The 15,939-nt window shown below is 44.0% G+C and carries 18 protein-coding genes; 12 read left to right on the top strand and 6 right to left on the bottom strand.

Translation table 11 applies throughout. The features are described 5' to 3' along the window. The first annotated feature begins 74 nt into the window (after positions 1-74). The 5 genes from MHN30_RS11970 (at position 75) to MHN30_RS11950 (ending at position 1,345) form a co-directional block, all read left to right on the top strand. Positions 75-296 carry an EF-hand domain-containing protein gene (locus MHN30_RS11970; protein ID WP_017218754.1) on the top strand — a complete coding sequence of 74 codons (222 nt, stop codon included), beginning with the start codon at positions 75-77 and terminating at the stop codon, positions 294-296. 68 nt (positions 297-364) lie between these two features. Further along, positions 365-586, top strand: coding sequence for a calmodulin (locus MHN30_RS11965; protein WP_017218753.1), 222 nt, complete (start codon positions 365-367; stop codon positions 584-586). A gap of 50 nt (positions 587-636) precedes the next feature. Next, positions 637-858: an EF-hand domain-containing protein gene (locus tag MHN30_RS11960; RefSeq protein WP_010375683.1), complete on the top strand. Its 222-nt coding sequence runs from the start codon at positions 637-639 to the stop codon at positions 856-858. 49 nt (positions 859-907) lie between these two features. Beyond that, positions 908-1,129: a crotonobetainyl-CoA--carnitine CoA-transferase gene (locus MHN30_RS11955; RefSeq protein WP_010375684.1), complete on the top strand. Its 222-nt coding sequence runs from the start codon at positions 908-910 to the stop codon at positions 1,127-1,129. Positions 1,130-1,138: 9 nt separating this feature from the next. Next, on the top strand, positions 1,139-1,345 hold the full coding sequence (locus tag MHN30_RS11950) for an EF-hand domain-containing protein (protein WP_010375685.1): 207 nt from the start codon (positions 1,139-1,141) through the stop codon (positions 1,343-1,345). Positions 1,346-1,449: 104 nt separating this feature from the next. Here the strand turns inward: MHN30_RS11950 and MHN30_RS11945 are convergent, their stop codons facing one another. Both MHN30_RS11945 and MHN30_RS11940 read right to left on the bottom strand, forming a co-directional pair. Further along, on the bottom strand, positions 1,450-1,965 hold the full coding sequence (locus MHN30_RS11945; protein WP_130165717.1) for a hypothetical protein: 516 nt from the start codon (positions 1,963-1,965) through the stop codon (positions 1,450-1,452). Between the two features lie 93 nt (positions 1,966-2,058). Continuing rightward, complete coding sequence (locus MHN30_RS11940) at positions 2,059-2,502, bottom strand: GNAT family N-acetyltransferase (protein WP_239359811.1); 444 nt, start codon at positions 2,500-2,502, stop codon at positions 2,059-2,061. Positions 2,503-2,667: 165 nt separating this feature from the next. Between MHN30_RS11940 and MHN30_RS11935 the strand changes: the two genes are divergently transcribed. The 5 genes from MHN30_RS11935 (at position 2,668) to MHN30_RS11915 (ending at position 7,390) form a co-directional block, all read left to right on the top strand. Then, positions 2,668-3,699: a nitronate monooxygenase gene (locus MHN30_RS11935; protein ID WP_239359766.1), complete on the top strand. Its 1,032-nt coding sequence runs from the start codon at positions 2,668-2,670 to the stop codon at positions 3,697-3,699. A 157-nt stretch (positions 3,700-3,856) separates the two neighbouring features. Beyond that, on the top strand, positions 3,857-4,819 hold the full coding sequence (locus MHN30_RS11930) for a phosphatidylinositol transfer protein (protein ID WP_239359765.1): 963 nt from the start codon (positions 3,857-3,859) through the stop codon (positions 4,817-4,819). A 241-nt stretch (positions 4,820-5,060) separates the two neighbouring features. Next, positions 5,061-5,978, top strand: coding sequence for a triacylglycerol lipase (locus MHN30_RS11925; protein ID WP_239359764.1), 918 nt, complete (start codon positions 5,061-5,063; stop codon positions 5,976-5,978). Then, positions 5,975-6,823, top strand: a complete 849-nt coding sequence (locus MHN30_RS11920) for a lipase chaperone (RefSeq protein WP_239359763.1) — start codon at positions 5,975-5,977, stop codon at positions 6,821-6,823. The genes MHN30_RS11925 and MHN30_RS11920 overlap by 4 nt, the downstream gene beginning before the upstream one ends. Before the next feature lie 111 nt (positions 6,824-6,934). Continuing rightward, a complete protein-coding gene (locus tag MHN30_RS11915) occupies positions 6,935-7,390 on the top strand; it encodes a hypothetical protein (protein WP_239359762.1) in 456 nt (151 codons plus the stop codon). 70 nt (positions 7,391-7,460) lie between these two features. Here MHN30_RS11915 and MHN30_RS11910 read toward each other — a convergent pair whose 3' ends face one another. After that, complete coding sequence (locus MHN30_RS11910; RefSeq protein ID WP_211856752.1) at positions 7,461-8,393, bottom strand: LysR family transcriptional regulator; 933 nt, start codon at positions 8,391-8,393, stop codon at positions 7,461-7,463. 111 nt (positions 8,394-8,504) lie between these two features. On the opposite strand from MHN30_RS11910, the gene MHN30_RS11905 reads away from it, so the two are divergent. Continuing rightward, positions 8,505-9,617: a VarG family subclass B1-like metallo-beta-lactamase gene (locus tag MHN30_RS11905; RefSeq protein ID WP_239359760.1), complete on the top strand. Its 1,113-nt coding sequence runs from the start codon at positions 8,505-8,507 to the stop codon at positions 9,615-9,617. A 290-nt stretch (positions 9,618-9,907) separates the two neighbouring features. Here the strand turns inward: MHN30_RS11905 and katG are convergent, their stop codons facing one another. The 3 genes from katG to MHN30_RS11890 form a co-directional block, all read right to left on the bottom strand. After that, positions 9,908-12,130: a catalase/peroxidase HPI gene (katG, locus tag MHN30_RS11900; protein WP_239359758.1), complete on the bottom strand. Its 2,223-nt coding sequence runs from the start codon at positions 12,128-12,130 to the stop codon at positions 9,908-9,910. 330 nt (positions 12,131-12,460) lie between these two features. After that, positions 12,461-13,234, bottom strand: coding sequence for a class I SAM-dependent methyltransferase (locus MHN30_RS11895; RefSeq protein WP_045990738.1), 774 nt, complete (start codon positions 13,232-13,234; stop codon positions 12,461-12,463). 88 nt (positions 13,235-13,322) lie between these two features. Further along, complete coding sequence (locus MHN30_RS11890) at positions 13,323-15,341, bottom strand: S9 family peptidase (protein ID WP_222244398.1); 2,019 nt, start codon at positions 15,339-15,341, stop codon at positions 13,323-13,325. A gap of 166 nt (positions 15,342-15,507) precedes the next feature. Here MHN30_RS11890 and MHN30_RS11885 point away from each other — a divergent pair, with 166 nt between their 5' ends. Further along, positions 15,508-15,921, top strand: coding sequence for a VOC family protein (locus MHN30_RS11885; protein ID WP_222244396.1), 414 nt, complete (start codon positions 15,508-15,510; stop codon positions 15,919-15,921). Positions 15,922-15,939: the final 18 nt, after the last annotated feature.

The following is a 15,939-nucleotide window of genomic DNA, read 5'->3' as shown; positions in this document are numbered from 1 at the left end:
TTAATAATGAGTTAAAGAGCTGGGCCGCATGCCTAGCTCATCAGAACAAAATGACACAATTGAAGGATTAGATTATGAAAAACGTACTAGCAGCACTATCAATCGCAGGTTTATCAATGGTTTCAGCATCAGCATTTGCTGGTGGTGATTTCGAAAAACTAGATACTGATGGCAACGGTTCAATCAGCGTTACTGAAGCAAGCGTAAGTACTTCGTTAACTGAGCAGTTTGCAGACTTAGACGCGAACGCCGATGGCGAGCTAAGCAAATCTGAGTACGCGAACTACGAAGGTTAATCGCTAGGTGGGCATAGCGCCCACTGCCTTTAACACCATTACGAAAACGACAGAAGGATTGGACTATCATGAAAAACGTATTAGCAGCACTTTCAATTGCAGGTTTAACATTCGCTTCAGCTTCTGCATTAGCTGGTGAAGATTTCACTAAATATGATACTGACGGTAACGGCACCATCAGCATGACTGAGGCAAAAGTAAATCAGTCGCTTGCAGAGCAATTTACACAACTAGACAGCAATGCCGACGGTGAGTTGAGCGAGTCTGAATTCGCAAATTACCAAGGCTAATCAAGCCGTCCAAAAGCAAATCATATTTAGGAAATTTTAGGAGCAGAATGATGAAAAATGTACTTATCGCACTATCAATCACAGGTCTAACATTGGCTTCAGCAAATACTATTGCTGGTGAAGATTTCGCAAGCTATGACACAGATGGCAACGGTGCTATTAGCATGAGTGAAGCAAAAGTAAATACAGCGCTTATCGAGCAGTTTAAAGACTTAGATGTAAACGCTGACGGAGAACTAAACGAAACTGAGTTCTCTAACTTTAAAGGTTAATTTGCGACTAGAGCCGCAATGAGAGACGGGCATAGTGAGGAGAATGGCTATGAAACTTAGAACGGTATGTGCAACGACCATAGGTGTATTGGTGAGTACGATGGCACTGGCAGCAACCTTGTCATTTCAAGATGTAGACAAGGATAAAGACGGGCAGATCAGCCAGCAAGAAGCATCAGTATCATCAACACTACTTGGTCAGTTCGAGAAGCTAGATGCAGACAAAAATGGTCAGCTAAGCGCTTCTGAATTCTCTAACTTTAAAGGCTAGGAGGTCACAATGAAAAAGTTAGCAACAGCAATTACAGCCGCCACAGTACTTTTTGCCGGCTCTGCAATGGCAGCAGAATTTAACGATTTTGATTTAGATAAAGACGGTTTTATCTCTAAAAGCGAAGCATCACTGTCAGAATCTCTTGCTTCAATCTTTGATAAGCTAGACAGCGACGGAGATGGCAAACTGTCTGAGAAAGAATTTAATCAGTAAGCAAGTGGCAATCCAAAGCGCCACGCCTCCCCAAGCTCGACTTTGTAGTCGGGCTTTTTTTATTTCGAGCTGCTAGGGAGCTTAAGGTTTAGATAGGGAATGGATTAACTTAATTCATTAATCCAGCGATGATCCCTGATCCATTTCTGCATTTTAGGAAAGCCTTGTTCTGGGCAAGTCATATCCCATGCATTGAGTAATGGGTAGCCGAACCCTTTCCCTTCCTTAAAAGCACTTACGAAGCTATTGCTGGCGCCCTTATAGCCATCCTTATGTATTACGACCTCTAGAGGCAAGCCGATATATTGAATGGCAGCAACCGACCAAGCAATGGCGGCCATTTCTTCGCCTTGCATGGCTTGTTTCTCTCGACCATTTTTTAGGCCATTTTTATACACGTCTTCATGAAGTTGGTCGCGGAATATCGGCTCACATACGGCAATATGACCAGCTTCGTGCAATATATCACCTGGATATAGCAATTTCTCATTATCAATATAGAGTGTGCCCATCACCGTTTTTAGACCCGGTAAAAACGTATTTTCCTCGACTTCATGAAATCGAAAAGGTAGCTGGATTTCGGTGAGAAAATCACAAATGCGCTTTGTATGCTCATGCATGTTAATTCGGGTTCCTTTGAGCAGCTTAACTTACATTGTCAGTAAGTTTAACCTACGCTTCCATTTGCGCAAATTACCGAAGATTACAACTTGTTATAGAGGAAGTTTGATCACCGCTAGCATTTCACCATCCTCTTCATTGATTCCAACTTCTTCAAAGCCAAAGCTCGCGTAAAACGATTTTGCAACGGGGTTGCTCGGTACATAACAGATTTCTATGGTGGTAAGGTTTGGTGTCTGCTTGATTTCTTCGAGTGCGAGGGTGAGCGCTTTACGCCCAATCCCTTGTTGTTGAAATTGCTGATCAACCATAAAGCGCCAAATGGAGATGCGCTCTATACTCTCTTGTACCCACATTAGCATCCCAACAGCTTCATCATCTTGATAAATTGCGCGTGTGGTATAGCCATCATTAAATGTTGATTCCACGATGGAAAACATGTTGCAGGCTACCAAATCTTGCTGCCTAGGGCTGACATCTAAATCGCAAATGGCTTCGTAGTTGTGTTTATCAATGGCTCTTAGAGAGATGTTCATCATGGCGTCCTTGTATTGTTATAGAAACACTATTTCAAACATGGTTGTTTTGGCAAGAGAAAGTTTACTTTATTAGCCGCACAATCATTGACCGTTAAGCGCTTCTTCCCCACACTGAAAGCACCTTCGGCTTTATGTCGTTTTGCCTAAAACAAGGACCTTGTGATGCAGCTTACCACATTACTCAATATCTCCATTCCTATGATCCAAGCGCCAATGGCGGGCGTGCAAAATTGGCGCTTAGCGGCCGCAGCGACCAATGCCGGCATACTCGGCTCAATCCCTTGTGGGATGCTGAGCAAGGAGCAGGTCGTTGCTGAAATCGAGCATTTTAAAGCGCATGCTTCAGGCCCATATAATCTTAACTTTTTTTGCCATGAAATGCCGGAACTTGACCCTTATCAGCAAGATAAGTGGAAGAAAATGCTGGCTTCATATTACGATGAGCTGGAGCTAACACCTAGCGACGACATGGGGATCTTAAGACGCCCATTTGATAGGGACATGGCTGAGGCCATTGCCCCTTATAAACCTCCCGTGATCAGTTTTCATTTTGGTCTTCCAGATGCCGAATTGGTTGAGTTGGCAAAATCGTGGGGGACGACTATTTTATCTTCAGCAACAACCTTGGAAGAGGGGATATGGTTAGCTGAAAATGGTGCAGACATCGTGATAGCACAAGGGATTGAAGCGGGTGGACATAGAGCAACCTTCACCGAGACAAAGCTTGAGTCTCAGCTACATACTCGTCAATTAGTCACTATCCTCGCTGATGCGCTATCGGTTCCTGTAGTCGCTGCAGGTGGAATTGCTTCTCATCATGATGTCACTATGATGCATGAACTGGGGGCATGTGGAACACAAATCGGCACTTGCTTTTTACTATGTGATGAAGCAAGCACTTCTTTGGTACATCGAGATGCACTTAAGTCACTGGCTGAGCCATCCGCCGTGACCAATGTGTTCTCTGGTCGCCCTGCGCGTGGGATCGAAAATCGACTAATGATAGATCTCAGCTTTATTAATGATGATGTACCCACTTTTCCATATGCATCAGCTGCTTTGACACCATTACGCGCCGCTGCTGAAAAGCAAGGAAGTGGAGATTTTAGCCCGCTTTGGGCTGGGGTTAACCGCCAAGGTTGCATGGAAGTTAGTACACAAGAGATGGTAGAACATCTATGGAATGTTAAATAAAATATTTAAGTTAACAAATTTGACACATTTCGAGTTTATGCTCTAGCGTTTTATGACAAGGCCAACCCAGTTGTGCCTTGCTCTTTGTTACCTACGTAAGTCGATTATTTGCTTGGGTGACGTATTCGTTATGACAATAATAAACACGGAGTCGTGCATGAGACATTCTATTTTAACAGCAGCGTTATTCGCTTCTTTTTCTTCGCTGGCAACCCCTACTTGCCCAAGTATTACCGCATTAGAAACCCATTATGCAGCACCTAATATGGTCAAGCGTAGCTTTTCTAGCTCATTTAACAAATACTTATCTTGGCTGCCGAGTTACCATATGGTACACGACCAAGTAACCGCTGCCGGTGCTGCAACTCAGATCACCGCTAAATTTGACTACGGTAGCATCACTCATAAAGACTTGGAATTCGAGTCGGTGGAGTTTTACTACCGTGCTGAGTCGGACACAAATTGGCAGTATCTTGGAGAGCAAACCACCAATGGCGATGGTAAGGCGTTTATCACCTTGCCTGAATTATCGGCAGGTCAGTATCGTATATACGCAGGCGTACCAGCTGACGGCTCCGGTGCACAAGGTTATGTCACGGTCGTTGAGCCAGGTACTCAAGCGGTCCTGTTTGACATCGATGGTACATTAACCGAATCCGATGCCGAGCAAATTGGCGACTATACCGGAATAGATCATGCCGACCCCAAAGATGGCGCCTATGATTTAGTTCGCCACTATCTTGATTTGGGCTATCAACCCGTATTCTTAACAGCCAGAGTATATTGGTATGCCAAAGGAACGCGCGGTTGGTTAAGCTGGATGGGCCTACCGCAAGGCTTTTTACGCACATCACTCAGTAATGAAACCAGCTTGTTTAAAACGGCAGAATATAAAACTGCGGAGATTAATCGCTTAAAGGCGCAGGGCATTGATGTCGTTCGTGCTTATGGTAATGCCAAAACAGATGCTGAAGCCTTTATCAAAGCGGGGATCCCAGCTTCAGAGGCGTTTACTATTGGTTCTGATGCCGGACATTACGGTACCACAGCAATTACCGGCAATAGTTACCAAGTGCATTTAGGTGAGCTCACAACTTATCCTCACGCTGATTGCTTGTAGACCTTACCTTCGATTGATCCTAATTTTTAGAAATTCTCAAAAGGAGCCGTATTTTGGCTTCTTTTGGGGCATCCTGTGTGTACTAACCTCTGGGCCTAGGTACTAACTCACACTCCCATTATTTACTTTTGTTTACGTAACATTCATTAAAATTTCATTTTTTACACTATTCTGGCTTGACCTCTGACCATTGTAATCTAAAGTTTGTTTGTTACTAAATTGTAATAATTGGAGCAAGTACATGAAAAGGTTAATTCTCAGCGCCCTGCTTGGGTTGCTATCGGTCGTTACCTCTCCCGCCCACAGCGGTGAGGAATTAGAGTATCCCGTGGTATTAGTTCACGGTCTGTTTGGTTTTGATAATCTGCTCGGAGTAGATTATTTTTATCGCGTACCACAAGTGATCCATGATGAAGGTGGGCAGGTTTATGTTGCAGAAGTATCATCAGCCCATAATTCAGAATTGCGTGGTGAGCAACTACTAGAGCAAGTTGCGTTGGTTCGAGCATTAACGGGTAAAGACAAAGTTAATTTGATTGGCCACAGCCAAGGCGCGCAAACAATTCGCTATGTCGCCTCAGTTAAACCTGAGTGGGTGGCCTCAGCGACTAGTATTGGTGGCGTAAACTGGGGGAGTCGTTTTGCTGATGTTGTTCGCGGTGGAGTAGACAGTGGCTCATTTTCGGAGCAGTTTTTAGCGTCGCTTGCTAACGGCCTTGCGGGGTTGATTGATTTGTTATCTGGTAAAGCAACCGCACCAAAAGATGCACTCGAAGCACTAAGTGCTTTGACCACGGCTGGCACATTAGCATTTAACCAAAAATACCCAGAGGGTGTGCCAAGTCATTATTGTGGCGAAACGCAAAGTCTAGCGAGCAATGGCGTGCATTATTTTTCATGGAGTGGCAGCAAAGCATGGACCAACGTATTTGACCCCGCTGACAACGCACTTGCACTGTTCTCTCAAGTCTTTGATGAGGCCAACGACGGCCTAGTATCAGTTTGTTCTAGTAATTTAGGTCAGGTGATCAACAACCAATTCAAAATGAACCATTTAGATCAGGTAAACCACACCATTGGTATTCATCACTTGTTCGAAACAGACCCTTTAACCGTTTATCGTCAGCATATTCGCCGCTTAAAAGGTCTGGCGCTATGAAAAAGTGGGGCCTTTTGCTAATCATTTTGACTATGCTGTCGCTGGTTTATATCGAGAGTGAACAGCAAGAGACGCCGCGTCATGTTCCCCGGTTCGCGGAGTTATCTGAGCTGAAAAATGATGCGCATAAGGTCCCACAACCCAAAAGGAATGTATCTGTAAGCGCACATTGTGAGACCATTAATAAACAGCATAAGCACCAAATCGACGATTGGCTTTTTGAGCTACAAAACCATAACCAAGCCGAGCAGTGGCAAGCTTATCTGGAACTATTACCACAATGCCTTCACGAAGTTGCAGGTCTCTACGTGCAATTTAAGCAGGCCTTAATTGATGTGGACACACATCTTAATCTACAAGAACGTGTTGAATTGCTACACGCACTGCAGCGGCAATTTTTTACGGATGAAGTGATTGCAGTTTGGTTTGAAGATGATAATGCGTGGGATACGCAAGCTTTGAATCGCTGGCAAATTTTGTCAGACGCATCTATATCTGAGTCGCAAAAGCAGCAATTAATTGAAACGCATATCAGTGGGCTCCCAAAGCGCGAACAAGTGTTATTTCAAACCTCAGGCCAGTTACACACCCTAAACGCAAACTGGCAGCAAAAACACTATAACGAACTAAGTGCTGAGTACGGCGATGAAGCCGCAACGCGTATACTTGAAGTCCAGAAGCAACAGCTGCATTGGCAGCAAAAACTACAAAGCTTTATGCTGCAAAAGCAAAATATTTTAGCCGAGCTTGGTGATAGCCAAGTCGCAAAAGAAAAACTCGAGTCACTACTCAAACAAACCTTTACGGAGAATGAGCAAAAGCGAGTTGCTGTATTGGTTAAGTGATAATTTTTTAGTTATTGATAAGATGTATAGGCCGATTACGCGGAGCAGCCAAACCTGCAGCCATGAGCCCATCTTGGTAGCTGATAAATACAATCAAACAAGCAGTAAAACATGAAAATTGAACCAAACCTGTGGCAGCTTTATTTACAAGTATATTTTCAACCATTACAGCCAATCCGCTTTGTTACACGGGGCGCTATCTTAAGTCTTTGGAATCCACATGGAAAGGTACTTTGTAATGATAAAAATCAGCGCTTATCACGATTTTGGCAAGGGGCTTTACAGCGCGCAAATGTGCCTTACCAGTTGCTGTGGGGCGGTGATAAACAAATGCAATATCGAGAGTTAAGTGCTTATATAAAGTGTGATTTAGCATCGGGGTTTCGGTGGGCGGCACGATTAAACCAATTGGGATTTTATTTCGTCGAAGATAATCAATTGCACCTCTATAACAGTAGCGATAAAGCGCAAAGCGATGTGGTGACGGATAACTTCGTATCTCGGTTTTGCTTTGTTGCATTGCCTAAAAATAACTCAGGATGTCTAGCTGCGCGAAGTGCTGTTTAATAACAGAACTATCGATAAAGATAATGCTCAGTTGAGAGAGCGAGTGTAAAAGCGATTTAATCGAGTCGCCTCACACCGTTTCACCGATCTCTTCATCCACCAAGCTTTTTATTTCCTGCCTCACCCACTGGTGGATTGGACTGTTGTGATGAATGAGATGCCAAAATTGTTCAACTTGAAAATCGGCAGTGTGGAACGGTAAATCGGCCACCGTGATGTCATAACGTCTACTTAAATGAGTGACCAGCCGCTTTGGTAAAGTGGCAATCAGATCCGTGTTAATCAATAACTCCGGGACCATCGAAAAATGGGGTAAAGATGCCACTACTTCCCGCTGAGCATTCAACCTTTTTAGCTCATGATCCATATCCGTTTTGCACAAGCCATTACCTGAAACGATTAGATGTCGACTCTGGCAATAGCGCGCTAACGTCATAGGCTGATGAGCCCATTTATGCTGACAACACATTACTATGGCATAATTATCATTAAATAAACGCTGTTTAAATACGTTGGTGGGTGTCTCATCTGTGGAGTACAGTAATAAATCCGCTACCTTTTCCAAGTAGTCATGAAGCGGTATAAACGAGTTGTAAGACACAATTTGTAATTTCAAATTTGGAGCACGCTGTTGAAAACGCGCCAACAATTTCGGCACAATCATCATCATTTCGAAATCCAGCGCCCCTATAGTGAATACGCCTGAGTATTGCAGGGGGTCAAACTCATCATCCACCAACATATGACGAATTGTAGTGAGTGATAGCTCCAGTTCGCTACGAAGGCGCTCACCTTTTGCAGTTAAACGATACTCATTTTTCACCTTTACCAACAATGGATCAGCAAATTGCTTTCTTAAGCGCATCAGGGCTCGGCTCACTGCTGGCTGGCTCATGTTTAATGCTTGAGCGGCTTGACTAATATGCTTGTGGATCAACACCTTCTCTAAGATCGTTAACAAATTTAAGTCAATACTGCGTAGATTCAACTCAGGTACACCCATGCCATCACCGTATAAAATTATGCGTAAATGATCTACATACTATAACAAACATGCATTTTTGATATGTTTGTTTTTGTTTTATCTTTTTTTCATCTTATTGAGGAGAGAAAAATGAAACTACCCACCCTAGCTTTAACCCCTATTGCTGCTGCAGTGTTTACTTTTAATGTCAGTGCGTTAGGCCATGACCATAATAACCAACACGCGATTTTATTCCCTGGTGAAACGGCTCAAATCGAAGTTGAACCATCAGCAAAGCACTCGCTGAAAATCGGCCAAAAAATCAATAACCTTTATGAACGCCAGTTTGATGACAGTAAATTCACTGTACAGAAATTGGGTAAAAACACCTACTGGATTGGAGTAAATTACTACAACGCTACCGTTGTGGTGTCCAAAGACTCGGTGTTACTGATTGACCCTCTTGGTGATGGTCGTATTGATGCGCTGTTTCGAGGTATTCAATCCATCACCAATAAGCCGATCACTGCTATTATGTATTCTCATTATCACCTAGATCATGTAGGTGGAGGTAATCAACTTATTGACTTAATTAAGAAAAATTACCCAAGAGTGGGGCATGTCCGTGTTATCGCTAGTCAAACTGTTGCTGACAAGATCAACCTTCACGCTGAATTGAACGAGAACGGTGTGAGAACCCCTAAAGTTCCTGCACCAAATGAAGTGTACGATTTGAAAAGAGCTAGAACGGTCAAATTTGGCTCCATAAGGCTGAAGATGATGGCACCAGAAGGTTCTGGTCACACACCGGATAACACGATGATTCTAATTCCAAGCGATCGCGTGCTGCATTTCGCCGACATGATTAACCCTGATCAGCTGCCGTTTTACAATTTTGCGGGAGCGGAAGATTTCCATGGTTATGAAGTGGATCTACAAAATCTTCTGAGGAAACCGCTCAGTAAGCACTGGAACTTTATTAATGGCGGTCATGGCAATATAGGCTCAAAAAAGGACGTAAAAGACCTGCTGGAATACATTGCTGATGTTAGAACTGAAGTCGGTAAACAATTAGAAGTTGCGCCCTACACCCCAATTTTTAGAGACGGCAACCACTTCATTTGGTTCAAACGCTGGCAAGAAGAGATCATCAATAATGTGCATTCCGAGCTAGCGAACAAATATGGGCACATGTATGGTTTCGATTCAGGTGCGGTGGAAACCCACGCAGCCATCATTTTGGCTGATATGATTGATCATTAAGTTCACTCGGCGCGCTAAGCGCCGATTTTTTGTGCATAAACTAAACTGAAGAATCGGCTCTCTACCTGTTGCATAAAGCCAACTACCCACGGCCAGTCAGATAAATTATCAACCATATTTGTCTACCCAGGGGTCTCTAGTACCTGAAACTAATTTACAAATGTCTGGTGAAAACACTGTGGGCAAGTGGTGCGAAAACCCATATTGGCTATATTTTGACTTTGGTAGGTGTGCAGCACGAATAAAAAATAGGGCCTAAATTAGGCCCCCGTTTACTCTACTTAATTGGTTTATTTTAAGTCAAAGCGGTCTAGTTGCATTACCTTCACCCAAGCGGCGATAAAATCGTCTACAAACTTCTGTTTGGCATCGTCCGATGCATAGACTTCGGTAATTGCGCGAAGCTCAGAGTTAGAGCCAAAGATTAAATCAACCGGTGTTGCTGTCCATTTTATCTCTCCAGTTTTACGGTCACGGCCTTCATATAAGCCTTCTTGCCCCTCTACTTTTGACCATTTAGTCGACATATCTAGCAGGTTAACAAAGAAGTCGTTGCTCAACTGACCTGGTTTGTCAGTAAATACACCGTGCTCTGAACCTTTGTAGTTTGCGTCTAAGCTACGTAGGCCGCCTAATAGTACCGTCATTTCAGGTACTGATAGGTCCAACATATTGGCTTTGTCTACTAACATTTCAGTTGGTGACATAAATGCTTCATCACTGTAATAGTTACGGAACGCGTCAGCTTTTGGCTCCAGATAGCTAAATGATAAGACATCTGTTTGTGCTTGTGAGGCATCGGTACGGCCCGGTTTAAACGCTACATTTACTTTGTAGCCTGCGTCGTTTGCGGCTTTTTCAACTGCCGCAGAACCACCTAACACAATCAAGTCGGCTATAGAGACCGCTTTTTTGCCAGCGCGTTTATTAAACTGGGTTTGAATGTCCGTCAATGTAGCTAGTACTTTGTTTACCTCGTCAGGGTTGTTTATCTCCCAACTTACCTGAGGCTCGAGGCGTAAACGGCCACCGTTTGCACCACCACGCATATCAGTAACACGGTGGCTAGATGCTGCCGACCATGCCGTTCTGATCAGTTCTTGCTTTGTTAGACCTGAGTTCAAGATTGATTTTTTCAGAGTGTTTATGTCCTTACTACCAATCATCTTATAATCCGCTTTTGGAATTGGATCTTGCCAAGTCAGTACTTCTCTTGGTACTTCTGAACCTACATAACGGGCTCTTGGACCCATATCACGGTGGGTCAATTTGAACCAAGCCTTAGCGAACGCCAACTCATATTGCTTTGGATCTTTGCGGAAGCGTTCAATGACCTTACGATATTCAGGGTCAAATTTTAATGCCAAATCCGTGGTGAACATTATCGGTGCATGGCGTTTACCTTCAATATGGGCGTCTGGTACTAGGTTTGCCGCAGCTTTGTTGTCAGGGATCCATTGGGTCGCACCAGCTGGGCTTTTTGTCATTACCCAATTGAAGTTCATTAGGTTGTCGAGATAATTGGTTGACCATTGAGTTGGTGTGACCGTCCAAGCCCCTTCTAAACCACTTGTTGTGGTGTCTGCACCTTTACCCGTGCCGCATTTATTTTTCCAGCCTAGGCCTTGCGCTTCAATCTCTGCAGCGGCTGGTTCTTTACCCACACAATCAGATGGCTTTTTCGCGCCATGTGCTTTACCAAAGGTGTGACCACCCGCGATAAGTGCGACCACTTCTTCGTCGTTCATGGCCATGCGACCAAATGACATGCGAATATCTTTTGCGGCAAGTAATGGATCTGGTTTACCGTGTGGACCTTCAGGGTTGACATAAATAAGTCCCATTTCAACTGCTGCCAATGGGCCCTTTAGTTTGCCTTTTTTGTCACGACGCTCGTCTTTTAAGAAAGCATCTTCTGGACCCCAATAAACTAAATCTGGCTCCCAATCGTCTTGACGGCCACCGGCGAAACCAAAGGTCTTAAAACCCATTGATTCAAGCGCAACGTTGCCCGCTAAGACCATTAAGTCTGCCCACGATAGACTACGACCGTACTTTTGTTTAATCGGCCATAATAATCGTCTTGCTTTGTCTAAGTTCGCGTTATCAGGCCAACTGTTTAGCGGATCAAAACGTTGTTGGCCACCTGCCGAGCCACCACGGCCATCGTGTACACGATAAACCCCAGCGCTATGCCATGCCATGCGGATCATAAATGGACCATAATGTCCCCAGTCGGCAGGCCACCAGTCTTGTGAATCAGTGAGTGTTTGCTCGATGTCTTTTTTGACTTGCTTAAGATCTAGTTTGCTAAATTCAGCGGCATAATCAAAGTTTGCGCCATAAGGGTTGGATTCTGGGCTGTGCTGTCTTAATGGGCTTAGGTTTAGTTGTTCTGGCCACCAAAATTGGTTGGTTTTTGCTTCACTCATTGCTGCAAAGCTCGGGGCTGATAGCGTTGTTGTTACTGCGAGCGCTACGGCAGACAACATCGTTCTAGATTTTCTATTCATGGGGTTTTCCCTCGTAATTAAAGTGTGTCTCAAACTGCGTGTTAAACTTTAGTTCACAAATTAGAAAGAGAAAATCCAGAAAAACAAATTGGTATATTCGGAAAAATAAATCGATAAAAAATTTAATTTATCAAAGTGTTATGTTTATCTTCTATAGCAAGAATATTTTTGAAGTGAAACTTTAATTTAGTCTTTTGCAATAATTGGCTTGGAACAGAAAGCTTGTAAGACCATATTGTATTTTGGTAGTTAACTAGGTGCGTAAGGGTTGTGTAAAAAAGTCTCGTGATTGTATTGGAGATGAAAAAATATATGGCGGAGTAGTGAGTTCTACTCCGCTTTAATCGCCAATATTGAAAATAGCAATGGCACTTGATGCCCTTTACTCAATAACTGAAAGCCTTGTCCAGACACTGCCTCTAAACCTTCAAAGCAGTTATATGGACTATAAGGGTGCTCATCAAAGTGAGTGATTGTAAGACCAGCTTGTATTAATGACTGCATCACTTCGGCGATTGAGTGCGGCCAAATCGCAATGGTTTGTTTGCTATCTTGATGGTTTTCGGTATAGGTTGATTCCTCGCTAATATCAGGCTGAGTTTGTGGGAAGTAAGGGTAACCTAAATGAAGGTCAATACTTGGGTGAAACTCCACGAAACAAAACTGACCGCCGGGCTTTAATGCACGGGCAATAGTGGCAGCCCACTGAGATAAATCTTGTAACCAGCAAATAGTGCCATAGGATGCAAAGACAATGTCGAATTGTGTGGTATTCTCAAGCCCAAATTGCGCGATATCCTGACAGATAAAACTGGCATCGAGCCCAGTTTGTTGAGCCAACGTATTTGCTCGCGTAATGGCTTCTGTTGAAAAGTCGACACCAGTTACCTTAGCCCCCAACCTTGCGAATGATAGGCTATCTAAGCCGAAGTGACATTGTAGGTGAAGCAGACTCTTGCCTGATACATTACCAAGTAGCTCACATTCAATGGGATTGAGCGAAGAGGTGCCTTGTAAAAAGCGATTGACGTCATAAAACTCAGAGTCAAAATGTGCCTTGGCTCGTTCTTCCCATGCCGCACGATTGAGAGAGACATAATCCATATTGAATTTCCTATTTTTGTGGATTTTCTTTAACAATAACGAGTAAATAAACCGAGGCAAGACTGCCCCGGCTTGGTTGGGATCCCGTCTATTTTTTCGGATCGTGTTTGTCGAACCACCACTGAATATAAGCTACTTTGTTTAGCAGGTTGGATGGTCTTTTGGTTATTCCGTGTGAGGCATCTGGAATTCTGACCATAGCTGTTTCTACACCCTGTAGCTTAAGCGCTTGATAATACTGCTCAGTTTCTGAGATTGGCGTACGATAATCCGCTTCACCTGTCAGTAACATGGTTGGGGTTTTTACATTCCCCACATAGCTAATAGGCGAGCGTTTCATATAATGTTCCATGTGCTCCCATGGTTTTCCTGGGAACCAGTAGTCCGCAAAGAATGGATAGAAATCTGCAGTTAATACAAAGCTATACCAGTTGATCACTGGCTTTGCTACGACTGCTGCTGCGAATCTATCCGTGTGACCTACCGTCCACGCGGTGAGTACGCCACCACCTGAACCGCCTGTAACAAACAAGCGGTCTTTGTCTATATAGCCTTCGCCAATCAGGTGATCTACACCTGTCATTAGGTCATCAAAGTCATGACTTGGGTAGTTATGGTGGATAGTTTGAGCAAACTCTTTGCCGTAGGAGTCGCTGCCTCGTGGATTCATGTAAAGCACTACGCTGCCTTGGGCAGCAAAAAGCTGTACCTCGGCGCTAAAGTGTGGGCCATAGTTTGCAACTGGGCCACCGTGGATCTCAAGTACTAGCGGATACTTTTTAGATTTATCGAACCCAGGAGGGTAGGCGACCCAAGCTTGAATTGGCAGTTGATCATGTGTCGACTTTAGCCAAACTTCTTCAACTTTTGCCAGTGTTTTATCGCCAAGGGCATCTTCGTTCAGCTTTGTAATTGGTCTTGGCTCGCCGCGTTTTACAATTGCGACATCGGCAGGGCGCTGGGTATCTGCGAGTGTAAAAGCCACTAATCCACGGTCACTGATGGCATAGTCACCACCTGAATAGGGGCGACCAAAACTAACACTACCAATGGCATCCGTTATCAGCTCAAAACGCCCTTTTAACGGCTGATAGCCAAGTGTGGTTTTCCCTTCACTGTCGTAACTTACATAGACGCCACGGCTGTTGGCGGCCCAAGTGACAGAGGCAAGGCTTCTATCTAAATCGGCTGCATAGGTTTTGGTTTCGCCTGATTTGAGATCTTTGACATAGAGTAGGCTATTCTCGTAATTGGTTTTTTTATCATCATAACCAAGGTAAGCCAGATAGCGGCCATTAGGTGACACCTCTGGGTGATTATCTGGGCCAACTCGGTCAGTTACCGCGGTGATTTCAAGCGAGTTTAGGTCTAGCTTATAGACTTCGCTGTTGGTTGGGTTTAATTGGTTATCCTTGTGGCGATTAGCCGAAAAATACAGTGTCTTTGCGTCATCAGCAAAACTCAGTTCGCCGCCATGATCAAAGTTGCCAGAGGTTAACTGTTTTGCGTTGCCACCGTTGGCGTCAATTTTAAAAATATGATTAAAGCCCGGTTCGGTATAACCAGCACCGTCGGCGCGATAATATACCTCATCGATAAATACGGGTGGTTTTGCCCATTCTGCCCCTTTGGGTTTCCCTGCAACAGATACCGGTGGTGCCTTTTGGCTGGGAACAAACTGGCTAAAGTACAGGCTTTTACCATCTGGTGACCAATGTAGTCCTGATGGTCCATGGGCTAAATTGCTGATCTTGGCAATGGCACCGGTTGCTAACCATTTCACATAAATTTGGCTGCTACCGTCGCGAGTAGAAACAAAAGCGATGCGATCATTACTGGGCGACAGCACAGGAGAATAATCCATGTGCAATCCAGAGGTAACTGGCTGCATTGCATTGGTAGCAAGGTCTACAGACCAAATATTACCGACTTTTCTATCACTTTTGATATCCATGCGGTTTCGCACGAAGAAGACTTTGTCACCGTCATTGGTGATGTCAATTTGATTAGCATATTCAAGATTAAATATATCGGTTGGCTCAAGCGATGCGGCTTGCACAGCGCAAGCTGAGCTTGCAATCGCGACGCCTGCTAGAAAGTATTTCATGACTCATCCTGTTTCTAATTATCATTTCCACTATGCGCCATATTGCAGCTTAATCAACTCTTTGCGGTGAACAAATTAAAAATCTATAAAAAAGTGCTTTACCTCAACTTAGCTTGCGGTTTTATCGTTGCTACCAGTTAGCGAAATTTATAATGAAGAGGATGATATGTACTTAGAACACGTAAATTTGGTAGTTAGCAACCTAGAAGAAGTGCTTCACTTCTATCGCGCCGCATTTCCTCACTGGAAAGTTAGAAGCAAAGGGCAAGGCGAGTGGTACGGCAAAGCACGAACATGGCTGCATTTTGGTGATGACTATCATTATATAGCGTTTAGCGATCACGGTGAGGGTCAAAACAGAGCACTCGAAGGTCACCAAGTCGGCTTGGCACATTTTGCCTATGTGGTTCAAAGTGTCGAGCGTGTCGTTAATAGGCTAACCGAAGCAGGTTATGTAGTCGATAAAGTCGGAGCGCAGCATCCACACCGAAAAAACGTTTACTTTATTGATCCAGCCGGATACGAAATTGAGTTTGTGGAATATATGAGTGACCTGCCTTCTGAGCGTAATAGTGATTAATGTAAAAAATAGGCCCAA

This window comes from Pseudoalteromonas sp. OF7H-1 (assembly GCF_022347825.1).
Classification (GTDB): Bacteria; Pseudomonadota; Gammaproteobacteria; order Enterobacterales; family Alteromonadaceae; genus Pseudoalteromonas; species Pseudoalteromonas maricaloris.
This window is presented reverse-complemented; position numbering and strand designations above follow the sequence as displayed.

Excerpts from the sequence above, each read along its gene's own strand:
- MHN30_RS11960 (WP_010375683.1), top strand. The coding sequence starts at position 637 with ATGAAAAATGTACTTATCGCACTATCAATCACAGGTCTAACATTGGCT.
- MHN30_RS11920 (WP_239359763.1), top strand. The coding sequence starts at position 5,975 with ATGAAAAAGTGGGGCCTTTTGCTAATCATTTTGACTATGCTGTCGCTG.
- MHN30_RS11915 (WP_239359762.1), top strand. The coding sequence starts at position 6,935 with ATGAAAATTGAACCAAACCTGTGGCAGCTTTATTTACAAGTATATTTT.
- MHN30_RS11935 (WP_239359766.1), top strand. The coding sequence starts at position 2,668 with ATGCAGCTTACCACATTACTCAATATCTCCATTCCTATGATCCAAGCG.
- MHN30_RS11925 (WP_239359764.1), top strand. The coding sequence starts at position 5,061 with ATGAAAAGGTTAATTCTCAGCGCCCTGCTTGGGTTGCTATCGGTCGTT.
- MHN30_RS11950 (WP_010375685.1), top strand. The coding sequence starts at position 1,139 with ATGAAAAAGTTAGCAACAGCAATTACAGCCGCCACAGTACTTTTTGCC.
- MHN30_RS11940 (WP_239359811.1), bottom strand. The coding sequence starts at position 2,502 with ATGAACATCTCTCTAAGAGCCATTGATAAACACAACTACGAAGCCATT.
- katG (WP_239359758.1), bottom strand. The coding sequence starts at position 12,130 with ATGAATAGAAAATCTAGAACGATGTTGTCTGCCGTAGCGCTCGCAGTA.
- MHN30_RS11955 (WP_010375684.1), top strand. The coding sequence starts at position 908 with ATGAAACTTAGAACGGTATGTGCAACGACCATAGGTGTATTGGTGAGT.
- MHN30_RS11905 (WP_239359760.1), top strand. The coding sequence starts at position 8,505 with ATGAAACTACCCACCCTAGCTTTAACCCCTATTGCTGCTGCAGTGTTT.
- MHN30_RS11965 (WP_017218753.1), top strand. The coding sequence starts at position 365 with ATGAAAAACGTATTAGCAGCACTTTCAATTGCAGGTTTAACATTCGCT.
- MHN30_RS11885 (WP_222244396.1), top strand. The coding sequence starts at position 15,508 with ATGTACTTAGAACACGTAAATTTGGTAGTTAGCAACCTAGAAGAAGTG.
- MHN30_RS11890 (WP_222244398.1), bottom strand. The coding sequence starts at position 15,341 with ATGAAATACTTTCTAGCAGGCGTCGCGATTGCAAGCTCAGCTTGCGCT.
- MHN30_RS11970 (WP_017218754.1), top strand. The coding sequence starts at position 75 with ATGAAAAACGTACTAGCAGCACTATCAATCGCAGGTTTATCAATGGTT.
- MHN30_RS11945 (WP_130165717.1), bottom strand. The coding sequence starts at position 1,965 with ATGCATGAGCATACAAAGCGCATTTGTGATTTTCTCACCGAAATCCAG.
- MHN30_RS11930 (WP_239359765.1), top strand. The coding sequence starts at position 3,857 with ATGAGACATTCTATTTTAACAGCAGCGTTATTCGCTTCTTTTTCTTCG.
- MHN30_RS11910 (WP_211856752.1), bottom strand. The coding sequence starts at position 8,393 with ATGGGTGTACCTGAGTTGAATCTACGCAGTATTGACTTAAATTTGTTA.
- MHN30_RS11895 (WP_045990738.1), bottom strand. The coding sequence starts at position 13,234 with ATGGATTATGTCTCTCTCAATCGTGCGGCATGGGAAGAACGAGCCAAG.